Origin of the sequence: Aquimarina spongiae (assembly GCF_900141785.1) — a bacterium.
Lineage (GTDB): Bacteria > Bacteroidota > Bacteroidia > Flavobacteriales > Flavobacteriaceae > Aquimarina > Aquimarina spongiae.
This window is the reverse complement of record NZ_FQYP01000001.1, coordinates 539,343-560,087: the sequence shown is the minus strand read 5'-3', so window position 1 is coordinate 560,087 and position 20,745 is coordinate 539,343. Positions and strand designations below refer to the sequence as shown.

Below are 20,745 nucleotides of genomic sequence, written 5' to 3'. Positions count from 1 at the left end.
CATAAAGATGCTTTTCTTTATTATTTTTATGCTAATGAAATGGGAACACGCCTTAAAGGATTATCAACACTATCTTAGAATAGAAAGAGGACTTTCGGAAAACTCAATAATCAATTATTCACTGGATATCAGACGTTTATTATCCTTTCTTGAAAATTCAAAAATAGAAACCTCTCCACTATCTATAGACAAAGAAATCTTACAACAGTTTGTTTTTGAGACCGCAAAATTGGTGAATGCAAGATCCCAAGCAAGAATCATCTCTGGGTTAAAAAGTTTTTTCAATTATTTAGTGTTTGAAGATTATCGGGAATCCAATCCAATGGAGTTGATTGAGTCTCCTAAAACAGGAAGAAAACTACCCGACACCCTATCTGTGGAGGAGATCGATTTGATCGTTTCACAAATTGATTTAAGCAAACCTGAAGGAGAACGCAATAGAGCCATAATAGAAACTTTATATGGTTGTGGACTTCGGGTTACCGAACTCATCGAGTTAAAGTTATCTCACCTCTTTTTTAACGAAGGGTATATAAGTGTAATAGGAAAAGGAGATAAACAACGATTTGTACCCATTGGTGAGACCACTCAAAAATTCATCAATATTTATCACAAGGAAATACGCAATCATATCAATATTCAGAAAGGCCATGAAGATACATTATTCCTAAATCGAAGAGGAAAACAACTAACCAGAGCCATGATTTTTACAATTATTAAACGTTTGGTAGAAAAAGCTGGTATTCATAAAAAAGTGAGCCCTCACACCTTTAGGCATTCTTTTGCCACCCATTTATTAGAAAATGGAGCAGATTTAAGAGCCATACAATTAATGTTAGGTCACGAAAGTATTACGACTACAGAAATATACATGCATGTTGATCGTAGTCATTTAAGTGAAGTAATGAATAATTTCCATCCCAGAAGATAATTTATGAAAGTGATTTATTTAAGATTTATAGTACTCTTTTTTATTCTCTTAAATAAATCGCTATACGCTCAAAATCTAAATATTGATGGCGGAGTCCTACTACAGGCAGAGATTACACTCGGAAACCAGAATCAATGGTTAAAGCTTGGCGTATTTGCATTTGGAACTATCAATTATGGTGATCTTTCTGTAGAAAGCGGTGTCTCTCTTACAACCTATCAATTCATAAAAAGACACACCAAAAAAACTTCTGGATTGGCCTATTCTTATGAGTTTTTTGGTTTGGGAGGTATTGGTAAAAACACCAATTTATTAGGATCAGCAGTTTCTAACACAAATACTGCGATCATCTTCAATCCCACAGGAAAAGGAGGCTTTAACGGATTAGGTTTTGGTTTCAGTAAAGATTATTTACCCAAAGAATTAAAATCCTACGGGTTAAAGCGAGGTGCACTACTAATGCGCTTTAGTAATGCTAATCATAATATTCATTTTGCATTTATGAATGATTTTAAAATCGGATGGTTTAATGGTGCTGGAACAGATTATGGAGTAACTGGTAGTTTAAACGTTGGATTTACCAAGATTGAAGATCCAAATACCATTTATCAGGTCGGTTTGGGTGTAGATATATTCACGGCTCGTCCCGATTATAGCAGATCGCCAAGAAATCCTATAAACTCTGATGATGGCCGCAAAAATGTTTGGTATACCTTACCTCCTTTCAAAGATTTATTTTATGGAAATTTATACGCATATGGAACGTATCAGGATAAATATTATAGTGTACACTCCAAACTAGGAATCAACAGTCAAAAGGCAGGTGCTTTTATTCAAAATACCTTACACGATGGTATAGGTTTGAATCCTCGTTTCCCTTGGACAGTGGATACCAAAGACAAAATTTATATAGAAGTTTCAGGAAACGCTTTATACAAAAATGTAACGAATGATTAAGGTTAGGCATACATATCTTTTAATTCTCGGTCTATTATCCGTACTAAGTGGTTGTAATACCTACAAAAGTTTCTATAAGAAAACGCACTATTCCATTACAGAAAATAGTAAACCAGAAAAGATCTATAGACTTGATTTAAGTGGTCAAAACTTAAATGTATTTCCCAAAGAGGTCCAAGGATTATCAAACCTAAGAATGCTGAACATCAGTAATAATCCGAATCTGGATCTTGAGGAAGTATTCAAAACAATCACTGAGAATAAAGAACTAAGCATTCTAATTATGGATAGTATGGATATCGATAGATTACCCAAATCCTTAGAAAAGCTTACTAAACTATCTCAACTATCGTTGGTAAACAATCCAAATCTTGATTGGAAGCAGTCCTTTAATGTATTATCTACACTTCCTTTAGATTTTCTCAATCTGAAACGAAATAATATCAAAACGCTACCAGAAAATATAGTGGAGCTAAAATCGATTAAAGATCTCAACCTTTCCTACAATCATTTAGAAGGAACTCAAAATTTTGAATTCTTAGCAAAACTTCCAAAACTATATTCGCTATGGTTAGATCATAATGAAATAAAAGAACTCCCAGAAACCATAGGAAAACTTGATCAAGTACGTTTCCTGTATATAGATCATAATGAATTATCGCAGTTACCTACAACGATGAAAGACATGAGAAAGGTATGGGTGATTCACGGAGGATACAATAAGTTCGAAGAGTTGCCTCCGGTTTTTACCGAAATCCCTGGATTGTTTATGGTACATATGAATAACAATCAAATAACCATGATTCCTGAGGTTTATAGCACTGAAAAATATCCCTTAGCGGGATTACTATTAGATAATAATCCAATCTCTGGGGTGGAAAAAGAAAAAGCCCAAGAGTTATTCAAAGGCTTTTTTCTGCTATCCTTTGAACAAAAATAAACCACCCTAAATTTCTCTAGAGTGGTTATCATCTTTTATCAACGCAATATTACTCGTGCTGGCATGTAGGTCTCTGACTAGGCGCTTGCCCACATCTTTTACAATCAGAGATTCTTGTATATTGCCCATTTTTGGCACCTCCTCCTTTTACTTGTTTAGCTTGTAATTCAGAAATTACAATTTTCTTTAGGTCTAGACCTAATGCTTTCTTGTTTTTCATATCGTAAGGTTTTAATTAGAGTTCCTTGAACATTTAAAGACAATCAAGGTCTTTGTCTCTTGAACATACTATTGGCTTTTTAAGCATAGTGTTCCTAATAGAATGTTCTCAAAACTCAAAACGTTACGTTATTTTTCCAATTTTAAGATTTTTTTAAATATTCCTACAAGATATAGCAGTTCATCATGAAAAGAGTATGCTCTGTTTGTGTTATGACTTTTGTTCTTGCTGTTGCGGTTGTCTAAATAACTCAAGATATGCCTGACCAATGTTATTCACGATATCTCCAGCGATTAATGCTTCAAAACCATTCTTTTGAGCGATCAGGTCTCCAGCACTACCATGCAAATACGTTCCCAATACTGCTGCACGAATTGGATCGTATCCCTGTGACAAAAGTCCAGTAAGCATTCCTGTCAATACATCCCCACTACCAGCCGTAGCCATGCCAGGATTCCCAGAATTATTAATATATATCTGATCTTCGTAAATAATTAGAGAATTAGCTCCTTTAACCACAAGGACACAGCGATATTTAGCAGAAAACTCTTGTGCTTTTCTTATTTTATCAAAATCGTCCTCCCACTTCCCTATAAGTCGTTCCAATTCTTTTGGGTGCGGTGTAATAATAGTTTGCAAAGGAAGATGTTCTAAAAGCTCAGGTTTCTTAGCCATACAATTGATGGCATCAGCATCAATAACCATAGGAGCCTTATTTTCTTTCAAAAACTCTTCAAACGCTTTAATCGTTTTCTCATCGGTTCCCAATCCCATTCCTATACCAACTGCGGATGGTTCAAAATCCAAATTGATCTCTTCCAACTCATCATCGCTATCGGTAATTACCATGGCTTCTGGTACAGTAGTTTGTAATACTTCATATCCACATTCGGGAACATAAGCAGTAGCCAAACCAGCTCCCATTTTTAAAGCTGCTTTGGTGGCCAATACCATACTTCCTATCTTACCGTAACTTCCCCCAATCAATACACAATGTCCAAAAGTACCTTTATGACTATATTTATGACGGGAACGATATAAAGGGACTACCTCATTTTTGTTAATCAATTCTGCGATACCAGGTGTTTGATGTAAAAAATTGCGATCTAACCCAATATCAATTACTTCCACCTCTTTGGTATACCCTCCGGTTTGCGGTAAGAAAAAAACCAACTTAGGTAATTGAAAAGTAACCGTTACATCTGCAAAAATTACTCCTTCAGCATCATCAGGTTTTTTGTAATCATACAGACCAGAAGGAATATCAACAGAGAGTGTAAAACACCGGGCATTATTGATATGCTTAATAAGTTGGGTCACCCAAGGCACCAATGGTCTATTTAATCCAATCCCAAAAATGGAGTCTATCACCATGTCCTGGTATTGAACAGTAGGAAAATCTTCCTCAGATTTAATCTGGAAAGGCCATTCTTTTGCTATTTCCTTTAATCTATCATAATTTACCAGAAAATCTTTAGATCGATTCTCACTGAAGTTAACGATATAAGTTTTTACATTATAACCATGTTCTACTAATAATCTTGAAATTACCAATCCATCTCCTCCATTATTCCCTATACCACAAAACACATGGATAGGTATTTGCGCCCCCTGTAATCGATGATGCAAAAGATTAAAAATTTGACTTGCGGCCCGTTCCATTAATTCTAAAGAGCTTATTTTCTCTGATTTTATGGTAACTTCGTCTGCCATACGCATTTGTGATGCCGAAAATATTTTCATGAGCTTACTTTGCTTATTTTTTTTGAGAATTCTACAACGAAACTATACCTATATTATTGAATTAACAAAAGTTTAAGGATAGTTCTAATTTAATTTTCTCTAAAAGTAAAAAATTATACATTTGAACTTATAATATAAAGCAAACTAATGTTAAGTACCGTTTACATCTCGGCTTCATGGATTAGGTTAGAAATGATTACCCTTTCTGGGAGAACTTCTATCACGGGTACTATTATTACCCCTAGGGGTTAATACATTATATATCACCACAGAAAGAGTACGTAGTTTATTAAGATTAAGCTACCGAAAATTAAGCTTTATCACTTTTATTTCAATCTAAAAAACATATTATGAACGTTCTAAAATTTGGAGGTTCGTCTGTAGCCAATGCGGCTACCATAGAAAAGGTAATTCATATCATTGAAAACCAATCTTCTACCACACCTTTGTATGTGGTAGTATCCGCAATGGGAGGAATTACAGACCTATTATTACAAGCAGGAGAAGAAGCTTCAAACAATAATGAAGCATATAAACAAACGCTTGCCACTATCGAGCAAAGACATTTTGATGCCATAAAAGAGTTAATTCCTATTACTTCTCAAAGTGCCATTATCAGTAAAGTAAAAACTGAACTTAATGCACTTGAATCTCTTTGTGAAGGAGTTTTTCTATTAAGTGAATTGTCTGAAAAAACTGCTTCGGTAATTTCAAGTTTTGGTGAAATGTTGTCTTCTTACATTATATCTGAAGCGGCTAAAGTAAAAGGGCTTGATATTGTTTTGAAGGATTCAAGAGACCTGATTGTCAAAACGGTAAACTCAAAAGTTTCTATAGATTATAAAGAAACTAATCAAAGAATCAAGGAGTTTGCATCGGTTACAAAACACAAAGTGTGCCTATTTCCTGGATTTGTGGCTAGAACACAAGATGGAGAACCCACTACTCTAGGAAGAGGAGGATCCGATTTTACGGCTGCAATTCTGGCCGCTGCAATAGATGCCAATGAGTTACAAATCTGGACAGATGTAAGCGGTATGTATACTGCTAATCCAAAATTGGTAAAACAAGCCAAACCAGTAGCTCATATTTCATATCATGAAGCTATGGAGCTCTCTCATTTTGGGGCGAAGGTGATTTATCCTCCTACTATTCACCCAGTACTGGATAAAAATATTCCTATAGTTATCAAAAATACTTTCGAACCCGAAGTTAAAGGCACATTAATCACAAGAGAAGTCTCGGATCGGGAAAAACCAGTTACAGGGATTAGTCATATTGATAATATCTCCATTATCTCTTTGGAAGGTAGTGGTATGGTTGGTATTCCAGGTTTTTCAAAACGTTTGTTCGAAACGCTTTTTCTTAATAACATCAATGTGATTCTCATCACTCAGGCATCCTCAGAACATTCCATTTGTTTGGCGATAGAAGCATCTGAAGCTTCAAAAGCCAAAACAGTTTTGGATACCACTTTTGAATTTGAAATTGCTAAAAAGAGATTAGATCCTGTAAAAATTGAAAACAAAGCAGCCATTGTTGCCCTGGTTGGAGATAATATGTATTCTCATCAGGGATTGAGTGGTAAGATGTTTAGCACTTTAGGTAAAAACAATGTCAACATTAGAGCCATTGCCCAAGGAGCTTCAGAAAAAAATATTTCTGTGGTCATCGAAGAAAAAGACATCAAAAAAGCGCTAAATACCTTACACGAAAGGTTCTTTGAAGTGAAAACAAAACAATTAAACTTGTTTATTACCGGTGTTGGAAATGTAGGAAGCAAATTATTAGAACAGCTAGATCAGCAGAAAAAATATCTTAAAGATAAATTAAGACTAAAAATTAGAGTGGTCGGTATGTCGAATTCCCGGAAAATGATTTTTGATGAAGGAGGTATTGCTTTAGACCAATGGGAAAAAGAACTGGCTAATGGAGAAAAGGCTGATGCCAAGGCATTTTTTGAAAAAGCAAAGGAGATGAACTTAAGGAACTCTATATTCGTTGATAATACAGCTAACCCAGACATTGCAAAAATCTATAAATACTATCTAGCCGAAAGTATGGCAGTAGTAACCTGTAATAAAATTGCTTGTGCCGACGAGTATAACAACTACGAAGAGTTGAAAAACTTGTCCAGAAAATTTAATGCTTCGTTCCTATATGAAACCAACGTAGGTGCTGGTTTGCCGATTATAGATACACTCAATAATCTTATTGCTTCAGGAGATAATATTCACAAAATACAGGCGGTCTTATCTGGAAGTCTCAATTTTGTTTTCAATAATTACAAAGAAGGTGTTACCTTTCATGATATAGTAAAACAAGCACAGCAAGAAGGATATACCGAGCCTGATCCAAAAATTGATCTAAGCGGTGTCGATGTAGCTCGCAAAATTCTGATTCTAGCCAGAGAAAGTGGTAAAATCATGGAACTAGAAGATATTGAAAATGATTCTTTCTTACCTGCTGATAGTTTGGAAACCAATAACGTAGAAGATTTTTTCACCTCCCTAACTGGAAATGAGTCTCATTTTAAATCTATTCTTGGGGAGGCAAATGCAAAAGATAGTCGATTAAAATATGTAGCACAATACGAAGATGGTACGGCAAAAGTAGGATTACAATTCATTCCTGCAGATCATCCTTTTTACAACCTTGAGGGTAGTGATAATATTGTTCTTTTTTATACAGACAGGTACCCAAAACAGCCTCTTATTGTTAAAGGAGCAGGTGCCGGAGCGGATGTAACTGCTTCGGGAATTTTTGCAGATATCATTAGAATAGGTAAAAAATAGTGGAGATGAACAAACGTATTAAAATATTCGCTCCTGCTACTGTAGCCAATCTATCCTGTGGATTTGATGTGCTAGGATGTTGTTTGGATACTGTAGGTGACGAAATGGTGATTTCCTTGCATGAAGATCCAGGTGTAAAAATCACCAAAATTGAAGGTGCTGATCTCCCTCTCGAGACACACAAAAATGTAGCGGGTGTTGCTGTCGAAGCTTTGCTTAAAAAGTACGATCAACCCCCGGGAGTAGATATAGAGATTTACAAAAAAATAAAAGCAGGAAGTGGTATTGGTAGTAGCGCTGCCAGTAGTGCCGGAGCTGTTTGGGCGGTTAATCATTTGTTAGGCAATCCTTTTTCGCCTCAGGATCTTGTTGCCTTTGCTATGGAAGGAGAAAAACTGGCAAGTGGTAATGCACATGCAGATAATGTGGCCCCTGCCCTTTTAGGCGGCTTCACCCTGGTACGTAGTTACACTCCTCTCGATGTGATTAAATTATATACTCCAGAAGATTTAATGATGACCGTAATTCATCCTCAAATCGAGGTAAAAACTTCAGATTCTCGTTCTGTAATTAAAACTAATATCACCCTCAAGGATGGGATTCGGCAGTGGGGAAATGTTGGTGGGCTTGTTGCTGGATTGTATACTGAGGATTATGGTCTTATTGGTCGTAGTCTGGAGGATGTAATCATTGAGCCATTGCGCTCCATTCTGATCCCTGAATTTAATGCAGTGAAAGAAGCTGCAATGAGTAAAGGAGCTCTTGGGTGTGGGATTTCAGGATCCGGACCTTCGATTTTTGCGCTTAGTAAAGGAACTGAAACAGCTAATCATGTTGCTACTGCAATTCGAGAAGTGTATGATACCACGGGACTTGCGTTTGATATCCATGTCTCAAAAATCAATGATCAAGGCGTTAAAATAATCGATTCATAATGAAAGAAATAAAGAAAATAAGTACTGGAGCTCCCTGGGAAGATATTGTAGGATATTCGAGAGCTATCAAAATAGGAGATATTATTGAAATTTCTGGAACTACAGCCAGTGGAGCAAATGAATATGAACAAACTGTAGGTATTATCAAAATTGCCGAACAAGCATTAAAGGATCTTGGAGCAGACCTTAACAATGTGGTACGCACTAGGATGTACTGTACCGATATTTCAAAATGGGAATTGATAGGAAAAGCACATGGAGAATTTTTTAAAGAAATACGACCTGTTGCTACTCTTGTAGAAGTATCTAAACTCATTGATCCCGAAATTTTGGTCGAAATTGAATTTTCGGCCGTACTCAACCATTAATCGACAAACAAATGTTATATTATAGTTTAAATCATAACGCACCAAAGGTTTCTTTTTCTGAAGCTGTTATCAAAGGTTTGGCGCCAGATAGGGGCTTGTATTTTCCAGAAAACATAACTCCCCTGCCCAATAGTTTTTTTGAAACTATTGATACGTTGGATAACATTGAAATTGCTTTTCGGGCAATCCAACAATTTGTATGTGATGAAATTCCTGAAGAAGAACTCAAAGATATTTTAATGGATGTTTTGAGTTTTGATTTCCCTGTAGTAGATATTCAGGACAATATAGGAACATTAGAATTGTTTCATGGGCCAACCATGGCTTTCAAAGATGTAGGTGCTCGTTTTATGGCAAGGTGTCTGGGTTATTTTAACCAACATAATAAAAACAAGGTTACTGTTTTGGTAGCGACTTCTGGCGATACAGGAGGAGCCGTTGCAAAAGGGTTCTTAGGAGTTGAGGGAGTCGACGTTGTAATTCTCTATCCCAAAGGTAAAGTAAGTGACATTCAGGAAAGGCAGTTAACTACTCTAGGTCAAAACATTACTGCATTAGAAGTTGATGGCGTTTTTGACGATTGCCAGGATATGGTTAAAACCGCATTTCTAGACACTAGTATAACTGATAGTGTTCAACTAACTTCTGCAAATTCAATTAATGTAGCCAGGTGGCTTCCACAATTGTTGTATTTTTTGTTTGCCTATAAGCAAGTAAAACATAAAGGAAAGGAAATTACATTTTCGGTACCTAGTGGTAATTTTGGAAATATTTGTGCAGGTATTGTCGCTAAGAAATTAGGTCTCCCGGTAAAGCATTTTATCGCTTCTACCAACATCAACGATACCGTTGTTTCGTATTTGAAAACCAAAAAGTATGAGCCTAAACCTTCAAAGGCAACCATATCAAATGCAATGGATGTAGGTAATCCAAGTAATTTTATTAGAATTCAGGAGTTGTTTGACAATAATTTTGAAGTATTAAAGGAATTCTTCTCCGCCTATAGTTTTGATGATCAACAAACCAAAGAAGCAATGAAAAGCGTATATGACACTAGTGGGTATATCGCAGATCCTCATGGTGCTGTAGGATATTTAGGTTTAAAGGAACATCAATTAAATAGAACAGATTACGGCATTTTCCTGGAGACCGCTCATCCGGTAAAATTCCTTGATATAGTGGAAGATACCTTGGATGTTACTGTTGACATTCCTGAGCAAATTCAAAGTGTTCTTGATAAAGAAAAGCAAAGTATTCCTATAGATAGTTATCAAAAACTAAAAGAGTTCTTACTTCAGTAAGAACTCTTTCGTTATAAAATTTTCCGATCTTTCTTATTCCGTGGCTAATGCCTTCATTACATTATAGGTAATCTCTGTAGTTGACGCCAAATATTTAAAATTAACCGTCGTATACTTGTCTTCGCTTTGTCTAACAAAAGGAGAATTATCTGCATTTTTTAATTCTGCTGTAAGAGTAACAGTTTCATAACCAAAGTTAGAAAAGAATCTACTTTCTGGAGTAGCTACTTCACGCTTATACACAGGTACAGGAGATTCGATACGATATAAGGATTCCAAGCTAATGCTAGACGCCAATAGTTCTATCGCACGATCTTCGTCATTATCCCATCCCATATAATCTGATCTGTGCATAGAGTGTACGTTATATCCATCAGTTTGTAATTTTTTGGTAAATATTCTAGTACCAATCATATTACTTTTCCAATGATCAAAGAATACGACCATAAAGTTTTTATTTCGAACATCTAGTTCTGCAATTTTTTTAGCCACATAAAAAGCAATTGCAACACCTGTTGCGTTATGCACTGCACCAGGGCTTTTCTCTACTGTATCATAATGTGCACAAATCAACACCCATTCGTCGCTACCATTTGTAGCAGGAATTTCTGCATAAACATTATTTCCGTTATATTGATTTCCCTTTTTGTCTTGAACGTTATAATTTTCCTTCACTGGTTTTAAACCAATGTCTTTTAAAGAATTTACTAAATAGTCGGCCGTTGCTTTTCTCTCGGCATTGGTAAATCTACTGCTTAGTTTCTTTTTACCCTTAATAGGTTCGTGCCCAGTAAGTTTGGCAACGATATCCCTTTGGATATTAATGATCTCGGCTTCTCTTCTATCCTGTTCAGTTTGAGCTGGGGCCACCTGAATCACGAAAAAGAGTAATAGTAAAAATGTTCTATAATAATTCATTTTGTAGGTTTTGTATTCCATTTGCTTTAACACAAATTTATGAAAATTCTATAATAATACAATTTAGTACTTTTAGCACTAAAATAATACTTCAAAAATGAAATTGACAAAAACCATACCTTTTTTTACATTTTTTTTATTATTCTTACAATGTAGCCCAGAAAAATCTGTCAAAAACAAGCTTTCTGCACCAGATGGCTGGAGAAGTGAAATTCTCCAACTTCCCTTAGATTTTGCGCCTTCATTAGCATATACAGGTGTAGAGTATGTAGAATTTGCTCCTGGATGGGGAACCGAAGAAGCAAAGGATTATTTTTCTTATGTTTTTTTGTGGGAAATTGATCAAAATCCAAGTTTAACCACAAAAAAAATAGAAAAAGAGCTTGAAATGTATTACGACGGACTCATGAATGTCATTGCAAAATCCAACGATAATGAGAATCAAATCCCAAAATCCAAGGCTTTTTTCGAAAAAATCAATGAAACAACCTTTGTCGGTAAAGTGTTAACTTATGATGCTTTTATTACAAAACAACCCGTTGAGCTTTTTATTATAGTAAATCACACAACCTGTCAAAAGGAAAACAAACATTTAGTACGTTTTGATATTTCACCGCAACCTACAAGTCATCCGGTATGGAAAAAATTAAATAAAGTGGAGGTTAATATCAAATGCGAATAATAGTTTGAAAGGAGAAGAAACTTTATTTTAGGTTTTTTCTTGATTTTCTAATAAAAAACGTAAATTTTCACATTCAAAAATCGTCTATAATGAATGTTTGCTTTTTAATGTATCCATGGGAAGAAATAGATCCTGAAAATGATACTTCCCTAACACTTATTCATGAATGTGCTAAACGAGGACATGGTGTTGCTCTTGCTACTCCCTATAATTTGACGATTAGGGATAGTGTCACCTATTCATTTTGTAAAGTGATCAATCGAACCGAAAAGATTTCCTCTTCGATGAAATCTTTTCATGCAAAAACCTCTTTTAGAGATGAAATGCTTCCACTAGCAGGATTTGATGTGATTATTTTACGAAGTAATCCTCCACTAGATATGATCATGCTAAACTTTTTGGATTCGGTAAAAGATGATGTTTTTATCATGAATGATATTGATGGTATCCGTAGAGCAAATAATAAATTGTATACGGCGGCATTCGACGATTTGGAAACTCATTTTATTCCTAAAACTCATGTTACTAAAAATAAGGAGTACTTGATCAAGATGATCAAAGAAGCTTCTAACGATAAGATGATATTGAAACCTTTGAATGGTTTTGGTGGCTCTGGAGTTATTCTGATCGAAAAAGGAGCGATGAGTAGTTTCAGATCTCTATTGGATTTCTACATTGATAACAAAGATGGATCTAGTAACTATGTAATTCTTCAAGATTATATAGAAGGTGCCGATCAAGGTGATGTCCGTATACTACTACTCAACGGGAAACCTATTGGAGCCATGCGAAGAATTCCAGGGGAAGATGATCACCGATCTAACGTAACCGCCGGAGGTTCTGTAGTAAAACACTCATTAACAAAGACCGAAAAAGAACTATGTAGAAAGATTGGACCCAAATTGGTTAAGGATGGGTTGTATTTTGTAGGGATCGATGTTATTAATGGAATGTTGGTTGAAGTCAATGTGATGAGTCCTGGAGGAATCACCTATATCAATAAAAAATATAAAGTACGACTACAAGAAAAGGTAGTTGATTTTATCGAAGATAAGGTAGTGCAACGCGTAAACAGATTCGATCGCAAAGCGAAACTCAGAAAAACTGTAGATGATGCTTAAACTATCCATCGAGGATATTATTGAAAAAATACACCGGGAAGAACCTTTCCATGCTGTTTCCAACGACTATTCTTTTACTTTGAAAATCGAGGCTTATGACTATTATGTGTGTGCAGCCGTACACGATGGACATCAATTTCGAAAAGAACTTTGGGAGTACTGCCTACATTCTGAATACGATCGTTGGTATGAAGAGGATCCTGCTACCCGACAAATGGTGCAAAGTCATCCTATTGTTATTGCTGGATGTGACTCAAGATTTGAATATGATTTAAACAGATCTCCTGAAATTGCAGTTTATGAGGATGCATGGGGCAAAAAACTTTGGAAAACACCATTACCTGCAGAGGTAAAACACAGATCTCTTGAAAAGCATCATAATTTTTACAAAGTTGTTCAGGCTTTGATTTCAAAAATCGAGTCAAAACACGGAGCTGCAATCGTTTATGATATGCACTCGTACAACTGGCGGCGATGGGATCGAGAAGTACCTATTATTAACTTGGGGACCAAAAATATTGATCACACCAAATATGATGCTTTTGCCCAAACCTGGTGTAATGTACTGTCTAACATTAAGCTACCACATATTGAGAAAACATCTGCAGCTATAAATGACACTTTTCAAGGAAATGGTTATTTTCTAAAATACATTACCGCAAACTTTGAGAATACCTTGGTGTTGGCTACAGAATTTTCGAAAATATATTGCGATGAGCTAAATTACATTCTATATCCTGAAGTAGTTCACGCTATAGAAACACAGCTAAAAACTATACTCCCCGATCACGCAAAATCATTTTTTGACCGATTCATTGATTAAATGCCAACCTATTTGTTAATCTGCATTTTTTGCAGTTAGTTTGTGATTCTCGAATCCTTAAAGAATCAACGACAAGATAATGATTGAAGATGTTGTAGCTACCTATAGTGATCTTTTTAAGATCGATCAAAATTTGGATCTTCTGGTTAAGAATATTGAATTACTCAATTTTCTTAATCCTTTGAATATTGAGCAGGAAAAAAAACTGTTTTTTACTAGCAAATACCGTAAAAATCCCACTTTTAAGTATCGCAAGATCAAGTTTAACCCTTATAAAATGCAGCGCTTATTTTTTGATCAAAAATTAGAGCGTATCGAGGATAGACAGATCAGAAAATTATATCAGGATATTATTTATGAATATTCTGGCCTGATACAATGCATAGAAACCATAGGGAGCGGAAAGAATTTTTACTACAATTCTTTAAAAGTATTTGGAACACCTAAGGAGCGTGATGTAGAAAATGCTCGTTTTATTCTTCATTTTGAGGACGAACCTGTTCCTGACAGTATGATCAAGAAGTACTCTGTTGATGAAGCTGAAAATTATTTCAATGAGTTTTCAGAACGATATGATTTTGATTTTAACATCAAAAAATCTACGCATATCTCGGCTTCAGCCATGGTACTAAACGCTTCTGAAACGTTGGTATTAAAAAGGAATTACAAATTCAGTGAAAACGAGTTAAACGTTTTGGCCAATCATGAAATTGGAGTACATATGGTCACTACTTTTAATGGAAAAAGTCAGCCCCTAAAAGTTTTCTCTAATGGTTTTGTAAACAATACGGAAACTCAGGAAGGGCTAGCAGTATTTAGCGAATACATGTCAGGAAGTTTGACTTTGAAAAGAATGAAAGAACTAGCCTATAGAGTTATTGCTGCTGATAGTCTGATCAAAGGATACGATTTTAAAGGTACTTTTGATTTGTTATATAGTCAATACAAATTAGATCGCGAAGCTGCCTGGCAGATTACACTCAGAGTGCATCGAGGAGGTGGATTTACCAAAGATTACTTATACCTTACCGGATTGAAGAAAGTATATGATTACTACCACTCTGAGCAAGATATGAATCTATTACTTACCGGTAAAGTGACCTTAGAAAATAAAGATAGTATCTTACGCTTACAGGAACTGGGACTCGCCAATCGCAGTAAGCATGTTACTGACTCTTTTGCTCAAAATTTGAATACTAATAAAAAGCTGGATTTTATCCTAACCAATCTCAAATAGTATATCTATCTCCTATTTTATGAAGTAAATACCATTGCAAAGCAATGACTGTTTTTGCATCGTTGATAGTTCCTGATAGTAAAAGCTGTTTGATTTCGGAGATATTGTATTTGTGCAGCTGAATATCTTCATCTTCATTTGTGTTTCCCCCTCCTTCACCAGTTTTATCATTTTGATCTACCTCTGCGTAATACAGAATCATGCGCTCATTAGTAATTCCAGGTGAGGTATAACAGGTAACCATATGCTCAAGATTTTTGGTTACATATCCCGTTTCTTCATATACTTCTCGAATAGCACATTCTTTATGATCCTCTCCTACTTCTATTCCTCCAGCTGGAATTTCTAAAACCCAACCATCACCATGATGAATGCTGGGATATCGAAATTGTTTAACGAGAATGATTTGCTTAGTATCTTTTTCAAATAGTAATACCGTTGCAAAATCTCCTTTATCCAAGCATTCTCGATCATACGTAACACTACTTGCTCCGTCAAAACGGTCGTGTTTGATCCAAGCTTTTTTTATTCTCAAAAAATCCTGGTAAACAGTCATCTCTTTTAGAATATGAAATTTCATATTTTAAAAGTACAGATTAATTCATCCAGAGATCTAAAAAAATCTTTGTTTTTTAAAAGCATATGGATAAAGCAATGCTTTAATCATCAAAATACTTTGATAATGAGTCCAATGTTTTTTACAAAACAATTGAACTCATTACAAAAGGCTAACACAAACTAAACAATTATATAATTCAGTTTATTAATTAAGGCTTAATTACAATGGATTTTGCCTTAATAAAGGGTTAGCATCCAATGCGCGTTGAGGAATAAGCCACTGCCATCTATTATCTCCAGCAGGTACGTCAAAAACGACTGCCAGAGTTGTAGAATGGTTTGCACCATTTCTATTAAGCGCGGCATTTGTTCGTTTTAAGTCATAAAACCTAAAACCTTCTCCCCATAATTCCCAACGCCTATGTAGCAAAATTTCATCAACCAAAGCTGTTCCTGTATTTACTGATCTTGCATATGAAGGATCACGTTCAGCACCAATAATCAAAAGAACATCTGCGGCTGTAGGATCATTTAATCTCGCCTTTGCTTCAGCTTCAATCAAATACATTTCAGAAACTCGCATATAGGGTACATCCATCCTACTATCTCCTACTCCTTCAGCAATAAACTTTTGACTTGTAAATGGTCGTTTACGATGTCTTGACGAAATTACAATTCCAGGAGGTAATACATCATGATCTCCGGTAGGATCGAACAATGATTTTCGTACATCAGTATCAGACATGGTATCATATAATAGACTATTAATAGCCTTTGGATTACCCCGTATGTTAGAAGAACTAAAGTTTCGAGAAATAAAGGCTCCAAAATTACCAAAGGTATCACTTTGATCTTCTACGATATGGCTTCCCCACATCCATTCATTACTTTCGTAATCACTAAAATTATTAAAATAGTCATCTCTTGACATCAACTGATACCCAGCCCTGGCCATTTCAGCAAAATCCGCAGCAATAGCATAGTTTCCTTGTACCAATGCCACCCTAGCTTTTAATCCTTGTGCTACACTCTGATCCAAGTGAGATTTATTTGGTCTACCGTATCCATCCAAAAGTATGATAGCTTCATCCAGATCTTCGTTGACTTGAGTATACACTTCCTCAACGGTAGAGCGTGGTAAGGGTTCAAATGCAGTAGTTAATACAATAGGTACACCCATTTGATCATTTACTTGGCCCGTTTGGTATCGAATGCCATATAACTGGACGAGTTGAAAATGTGCCCAAGCTCTATATACCAAAGCCTGCCCTTTGGCCGCATTTCTTTCTTCGTCCGGTCCCATAGCATTGTCGGCTCCGTTGATTACTGTATTAGCATTTCTAATAATTCTATAATAAGTTCTATAAGGAAATAAATCATCGGCATCTGCAGCATTAGTATGATCATTCCACTGATATGCATTTATAAACCAACCATTAGCTCTTGAAGTCATTACAAAATCATCCCCGAGCACTTCATTTTGTAACATAAGTGCTCCTACTCCTGTTCTCCCTTGCGAGCCATACCTAATATACAATGATCTATGTATACCATTAACAATGGTAAATAAGTTGGTAGTTGTTGCAGTAGCTTCTTCTATAGAAACTGATTCTGTGGGTGTTTCATCCAAGAAATCCTCTGAGCAAGAATTAAATACAAGACCGGATAAAACCATACTGAACATCAATAATCTTCTATATGTTTTCATGATTTCTTTTTTTTTAAAATGTTGCGTTGAATCCTAATGAAATTACTCTTGAAGGAGTAAATCGGTTTGATGTAGTACCATTAAACCTTTGACCAGGTTCAAGACCTTTACGTTCATTAATTACAAAAATATTTTCTCCACTTACATATATTCTAGCATTTGCAAGTCCCAATTTGTTCACCAAATCCTTGTCAAAATTGTAAGACATATTCACTTGTCGTAGCGCAAGAAAATCGGATTTCACCAACCATCTATCAGACGCCGCACCAAAAGCAGCTGTTTGATTTGCATCTAATCTAGGTACATCGGTAATATCTCCTGGCCGTTGCCAACGTCTCAAGATATCAGTACTTAATGCTACTCCAAACTCACCAGATTCCATAAGATTAGCATAGTTTGTATCATAGGTCTGTCCTCCTATTTGGTAGGTAAATGTAAATCCAAGATCAAAATTCTTATATCTAAACGTATTGGTAAATGCTCCAAACAAATCTGGAACAGCAGTTCCAACAAAATCTCGCAAAGCCTTATTTTGATTGGTGGTCACAATGGTTCCATCCGTAGCTGTTCGAACATCACTATCTCCAACAGCACCAAGTTCTGGGTCTAACACAAACAAACCAGAGCCATCATCTGGATCTACCCCATACCAATCTCTAAGGAAAAAGGCGAAAATATCGCCACCTACGACTAATTTTTTAGTACCATTAATGATTTCTTCTTGTGGTAATTCTGTAATCTCATTGGCTATTGTAGCAGCATTTATATTTAATTTCCAATCAAAATTTGCACTATTGATGATCCCAAAATTCAAATCAAACTCCCAACCATTATTGACCATGCTACCGATATTATCGGGTTTAGTATCCAAACCAGAAGCTGTTGGAATTGGCACTAGAAATAATAAGTCTTTTGATTTTCTTCTATAATATTCGATCGTTCCTGAAATTCTGTTATTCAAAAATCCAAATTCTACTGCAGCATCAGATTGAATATTGGTTTCCCAGGTGATATCTGGATTACCTGTAGTAGCCGATAAAATACCTCCTTCTAACTGATTATTAAATCCAAGGTCAAATAATCCTTGACTAATATAAAAATCACTTACTCCAGCTGCATCTAGCAGGTTATCATTACCAACCTCCCCGTATGAAGCTCTTAGTTTTAATAAATTAATCCAATCTACATTACTAACAAATGCTTCTTGATCCAATCTCCATGAGGCACCAACTGAAAAGAAATCTCCCCATCGGTTACCATCGCTAAATCTTGAGGAGGCATCTCTTCTATACGAACCGGATAAATAATACGTATTCCGATAGTCGTAGTTAAAACTCCCGAAATATCCCTCTCGTGTTAATCTTCGAGTGTTGGAGTCTACATCTTGAGTGGTTGTAAAATTGATCAATTCTATATTACCATCCACTACTTGCCCTCTTCTATTTGCGGTAAAAAAGTTTCTTTCGGTATCAAAACTTTCGTGTCCTAAAAGTACACTTATACCATGTTCACCAATGTTTTTGTTGTACCGCAAAAGTTGATTATAATTGATGGTTGTATTTGTAATTTCATCTTTTTCCGCAACTCCATCCGGAGCTCCATCTCCAACTATTGGATTGTTGAACTGGATATTGCTAAAAAAACGTTTATCCATAGCAGCGTTAAATGTAAAAGTAAAGTCATTCAAAAACTTAAACTCTGTATAGGCTCTGGCATTTACCGAAAATATCTTATCAGAATCCCTATTCAATATCGTTTCTTGAATTACATTTCTTCCTGCAGAACTTCCTACCCTACTATTACTACTATCAAATTGTCTGTTTCCATTTTCATCCAAAACAAATGCTCCTGTATCAGCATCGTGTAAAAACACAGGATATATCGGTGCAATTAATCTCGTTGTACGGAACGGATTTACTAAACTGGTATTTCCTCCATCGTTAGCATTATTCGATTCTGACGAAGCTACTGATAAATTGATCCCTGTTTTAAAATTTTTATGTAGTTGACTATTTATATTTATCCTACCTGTAATTCTTTCAAAATTTGAATTGATGATATATCCATCCTCTTCCAAATAGCTTAAGGACGCAAAGTAATCTGTAGTTTCACTAGAACCACTATAAGAAAAATTCAAGTTTGAGCGGTATCCTGTGCGTACCAAAAGTTCTTGCCAATCCAGATCATCATATCGCAAACTGGCATTTGGATTGATATTCCCATCTGGTAATACAATTTGATTGTTGGGCACATTAAATGGATTGATCCCCAGTTCATCAAAAATCTCATCGGTTGCTTGTTGATTTGCTTCTGCTAGAGGGGTATTACCAGAAATAGAGAGACTATTTCGCAATGCTTCCCACATGGCTTCATAATATTGAGCCGGATCTAATCTATCGTATTCTCCTATACTTCTTGTACTTACACCTTGACTTATATCTATAGAAAAAGTATCTTTTCCTTTCTTACCTTTTTTAGTAGTAATAATTACCACTCCGTTGGCTGCTCTACTCCCATATAATGAGGTAGATGCTGCATCTTTAAGTATAGTAACGTTGGCAATATCATTTGGATTAAGACTGGAAAAATTACCTACAAATTCGACACCATCAACCACGATTAATGGGCTATTAGATGCATTAATAGAACCAAAACCTCTAACTCGTATAGCAGGACTAGATCCTGGCTGCCCATTTGCTGGAGTAATCTTTACCCCAGGAGCTGCCCCATCTAATACGGTAAGTACATTAGTTACTGGTCTTCTTTCTATATCCTCGGATTCGATTTGTGCAATTGACCCCACTACAGAAGATCGACTAGCCGTACCATAAGCTACCACCACAACTTCATCAAGGGTACTAACATCTTCTTGCAAGGTGACATCTATCCTATTCTTATCAACACTAATTTCTTGAGTAACAAATCCTACATATGAGAATACCATGGTTTCTCCGAAATTGGCATCCAGTTCGTAGTTCCCATCAAAATCGGTTAATGCCCCTCTATTAGTTCCTTTTATAGCAACATTAACACCTGGTAGAGGAACACCATCTGATCCGATTACTGTCCCTCTAATTCGATTTTGAGCAAAACTGAAATTAGTCGGGATCGTAGACCTTTTGATAGAACTCTCTGCATTCTTTTTAATATAATCCAAAACCTTTTTGAAGGTTTCCTCTGAAGTTTTTCCATCGTGCGGAAAAAGTACAATTTGATTTTTATAAATACTGAAATCAATATTTGTTCCTGTAAACAAATCGTTTAGGATTCTTTTTACCTTTTCGTTATTCACCGTAAGTGATACCTTTTTGGAGATATCTATCAAACTGTTGTTATAAAAGAAACGAAATTCACTCTTTTCTTCAATTTCTTCGATCGCTACTTTTAGTGTAACTTCTTTTAACGAAATCGAAATATTCTGGGAATAAGTATTGAATGAAAATAACTTCGATAGGGTAATACAAATAAGTAGCGAGTAGATTTTCATAATTCTTATGAGATGTTTTCT

17 protein-coding genes are annotated in these 20,745 nt (G+C 35.6%); 11 read left to right on the top strand and 6 right to left on the bottom strand.

What is annotated here, in order from left to right; all coding sequences use genetic code 11:
- The first annotated feature begins 34 nt into the window (after positions 1–34).
- Genes xerD through BUE24_RS02425 form a run of 3 tightly spaced genes read left to right on the top strand, consistent with a single transcriptional unit; the run spans position 35 to position 2,828 of the window.
- Positions 35–931 (top strand): site-specific tyrosine recombinase XerD, encoded by an 897-nt coding sequence (gene xerD / locus BUE24_RS02435; RefSeq protein ID WP_073313427.1) that lies wholly within the window; start codon positions 35–37, stop codon positions 929–931.
- 3 nt (positions 932–934) lie between these two features.
- On the top strand, positions 935–1,888 hold the full coding sequence (locus BUE24_RS02430; RefSeq protein WP_073313424.1) for a hypothetical protein: 954 nt from the start codon (positions 935–937) through the stop codon (positions 1,886–1,888).
- Complete coding sequence (locus BUE24_RS02425) at positions 1,881–2,828, top strand: leucine-rich repeat domain-containing protein (protein ID WP_073313422.1); 948 nt, start codon at positions 1,881–1,883, stop codon at positions 2,826–2,828. The genes BUE24_RS02430 and BUE24_RS02425 overlap by 8 nt, the downstream gene beginning before the upstream one ends.
- A 49-nt stretch (positions 2,829–2,877) precedes the next feature.
- Here the strand turns inward: BUE24_RS02425 and BUE24_RS23805 are convergent, their stop codons facing one another.
- Together BUE24_RS23805 and BUE24_RS02420 are read right to left on the bottom strand one after the other, a co-directional pair.
- A complete protein-coding gene (locus tag BUE24_RS23805; protein WP_170864531.1) occupies positions 2,878–3,048 on the bottom strand; it encodes a hypothetical protein in 171 nt (56 codons plus the stop codon).
- A 210-nt stretch (positions 3,049–3,258) separates the two neighbouring features.
- Positions 3,259–4,791: a bifunctional ADP-dependent NAD(P)H-hydrate dehydratase/NAD(P)H-hydrate epimerase gene (locus BUE24_RS02420; protein WP_073313419.1), complete on the bottom strand. Its 1,533-nt coding sequence runs from the start codon at positions 4,789–4,791 to the stop codon at positions 3,259–3,261.
- 350 nt (positions 4,792–5,141) lie between these two features.
- Here BUE24_RS02420 and thrA point away from each other — a divergent pair, with 350 nt between their 5' ends.
- Genes thrA through thrC form a run of 4 tightly spaced genes read left to right on the top strand, consistent with a single transcriptional unit; the run spans position 5,142 to position 10,190 of the window.
- Positions 5,142–7,586 carry a bifunctional aspartate kinase/homoserine dehydrogenase I gene (gene thrA, locus BUE24_RS02415; protein ID WP_073313417.1) on the top strand — a complete coding sequence of 815 codons (2,445 nt, stop codon included), beginning with the start codon at positions 5,142–5,144 and terminating at the stop codon, positions 7,584–7,586.
- Positions 7,587–7,591: 5 nt separating this feature from the next.
- Positions 7,592–8,521, top strand: a complete 930-nt coding sequence (locus BUE24_RS02410) for a homoserine kinase (protein ID WP_073313414.1) — start codon at positions 7,592–7,594, stop codon at positions 8,519–8,521.
- Complete coding sequence (locus BUE24_RS02405) at positions 8,521–8,889, top strand: RidA family protein (protein ID WP_073313412.1); 369 nt, start codon at positions 8,521–8,523, stop codon at positions 8,887–8,889. Before BUE24_RS02410 ends, BUE24_RS02405 begins: the two co-directional genes overlap by 1 nt.
- A gap of 11 nt (positions 8,890–8,900) precedes the next feature.
- Positions 8,901–10,190, top strand: coding sequence for a threonine synthase (gene thrC, locus BUE24_RS02400; RefSeq protein ID WP_073313410.1), 1,290 nt, complete (start codon positions 8,901–8,903; stop codon positions 10,188–10,190).
- Positions 10,191–10,223: 33 nt separating this feature from the next.
- Here thrC and BUE24_RS02395 read toward each other — a convergent pair whose 3' ends face one another.
- Positions 10,224–11,108 (bottom strand): M28 family metallopeptidase, encoded by an 885-nt coding sequence (locus BUE24_RS02395; RefSeq protein ID WP_073313409.1) that lies wholly within the window; start codon positions 11,106–11,108, stop codon positions 10,224–10,226.
- Positions 11,109–11,205: 97 nt separating this feature from the next.
- Between BUE24_RS02395 and BUE24_RS02390 the strand changes: the two genes are divergently transcribed.
- The 4 genes from BUE24_RS02390 to BUE24_RS02375 all read left to right on the top strand — a co-directional run bounded on the left by BUE24_RS02390 (position 11,206) and on the right by BUE24_RS02375 (position 14,971).
- Positions 11,206–11,790 carry a hypothetical protein gene (locus BUE24_RS02390; protein ID WP_073313406.1) on the top strand — a complete coding sequence of 195 codons (585 nt, stop codon included), beginning with the start codon at positions 11,206–11,208 and terminating at the stop codon, positions 11,788–11,790.
- Positions 11,791–11,879: 89 nt separating this feature from the next.
- A complete protein-coding gene (gene gshB, locus BUE24_RS02385) occupies positions 11,880–12,911 on the top strand; it encodes a glutathione synthase (protein WP_073313403.1) in 1,032 nt (343 codons plus the stop codon).
- The gene (locus BUE24_RS02380; protein WP_073313401.1) at positions 12,904–13,734 is read left to right on the top strand and encodes an N-formylglutamate amidohydrolase; all 831 of its coding nucleotides are present in this window, start codon (positions 12,904–12,906) and stop codon (positions 13,732–13,734) included. The genes gshB and BUE24_RS02380 overlap by 8 nt, the downstream gene beginning before the upstream one ends.
- A gap of 79 nt (positions 13,735–13,813) precedes the next feature.
- Positions 13,814–14,971 (top strand): peptidase MATCAP family protein, encoded by a 1,158-nt coding sequence (locus tag BUE24_RS02375; RefSeq protein WP_073313398.1) that lies wholly within the window; start codon positions 13,814–13,816, stop codon positions 14,969–14,971.
- Here the strand turns inward: BUE24_RS02375 and BUE24_RS02370 are convergent.
- The 3 genes from BUE24_RS02370 to BUE24_RS02360 form a co-directional block, all read right to left on the bottom strand.
- A complete protein-coding gene (locus BUE24_RS02370; protein ID WP_073313395.1) occupies positions 14,964–15,551 on the bottom strand; it encodes an NUDIX domain-containing protein in 588 nt (195 codons plus the stop codon). The genes BUE24_RS02375 and BUE24_RS02370 overlap by 8 nt on opposite strands.
- A 198-nt stretch (positions 15,552–15,749) precedes the next feature.
- Positions 15,750–17,237 (bottom strand): RagB/SusD family nutrient uptake outer membrane protein, encoded by a 1,488-nt coding sequence (locus BUE24_RS02365; protein ID WP_073313392.1) that lies wholly within the window; start codon positions 17,235–17,237, stop codon positions 15,750–15,752.
- A gap of 13 nt (positions 17,238–17,250) precedes the next feature.
- On the bottom strand, positions 17,251–20,724 hold the full coding sequence (locus BUE24_RS02360) for a SusC/RagA family TonB-linked outer membrane protein (RefSeq protein WP_084549361.1): 3,474 nt from the start codon (positions 20,722–20,724) through the stop codon (positions 17,251–17,253).
- Between the last annotated feature and the right edge of the window lie 21 nt (positions 20,725–20,745).

Excerpts from the sequence above, each read along its gene's own strand:
- xerD (WP_073313427.1), top strand. The coding sequence starts at position 35 with ATGAAATGGGAACACGCCTTAAAGGATTATCAACACTATCTTAGAATA.
- BUE24_RS02430 (WP_073313424.1), top strand. The coding sequence starts at position 935 with ATGAAAGTGATTTATTTAAGATTTATAGTACTCTTTTTTATTCTCTTA.
- BUE24_RS02425 (WP_073313422.1), top strand. The coding sequence starts at position 1,881 with ATGATTAAGGTTAGGCATACATATCTTTTAATTCTCGGTCTATTATCC.
- BUE24_RS23805 (WP_170864531.1), bottom strand. The coding sequence starts at position 3,048 with ATGAAAAACAAGAAAGCATTAGGTCTAGACCTAAAGAAAATTGTAATT.
- BUE24_RS02420 (WP_073313419.1), bottom strand. The coding sequence starts at position 4,791 with ATGAAAATATTTTCGGCATCACAAATGCGTATGGCAGACGAAGTTACC.
- thrA (WP_073313417.1), top strand. The coding sequence starts at position 5,142 with ATGAACGTTCTAAAATTTGGAGGTTCGTCTGTAGCCAATGCGGCTACC.
- BUE24_RS02410 (WP_073313414.1), top strand. The coding sequence starts at position 7,592 with ATGAACAAACGTATTAAAATATTCGCTCCTGCTACTGTAGCCAATCTA.
- BUE24_RS02405 (WP_073313412.1), top strand. The coding sequence starts at position 8,521 with ATGAAAGAAATAAAGAAAATAAGTACTGGAGCTCCCTGGGAAGATATT.
- thrC (WP_073313410.1), top strand. The coding sequence starts at position 8,901 with ATGTTATATTATAGTTTAAATCATAACGCACCAAAGGTTTCTTTTTCT.
- BUE24_RS02395 (WP_073313409.1), bottom strand. The coding sequence starts at position 11,108 with ATGAATTATTATAGAACATTTTTACTATTACTCTTTTTCGTGATTCAG.
- BUE24_RS02390 (WP_073313406.1), top strand. The coding sequence starts at position 11,206 with ATGAAATTGACAAAAACCATACCTTTTTTTACATTTTTTTTATTATTC.
- gshB (WP_073313403.1), top strand. The coding sequence starts at position 11,880 with ATGAATGTTTGCTTTTTAATGTATCCATGGGAAGAAATAGATCCTGAA.
- BUE24_RS02380 (WP_073313401.1), top strand. The coding sequence starts at position 12,904 with ATGCTTAAACTATCCATCGAGGATATTATTGAAAAAATACACCGGGAA.
- BUE24_RS02375 (WP_073313398.1), top strand. The coding sequence starts at position 13,814 with ATGATTGAAGATGTTGTAGCTACCTATAGTGATCTTTTTAAGATCGAT.
- BUE24_RS02370 (WP_073313395.1), bottom strand. The coding sequence starts at position 15,551 with ATGAAATTTCATATTCTAAAAGAGATGACTGTTTACCAGGATTTTTTG.
- BUE24_RS02365 (WP_073313392.1), bottom strand. The coding sequence starts at position 17,237 with ATGAAAACATATAGAAGATTATTGATGTTCAGTATGGTTTTATCCGGT.
- BUE24_RS02360 (WP_084549361.1), bottom strand. The coding sequence starts at position 20,724 with ATGAAAATCTACTCGCTACTTATTTGTATTACCCTATCGAAGTTATTT.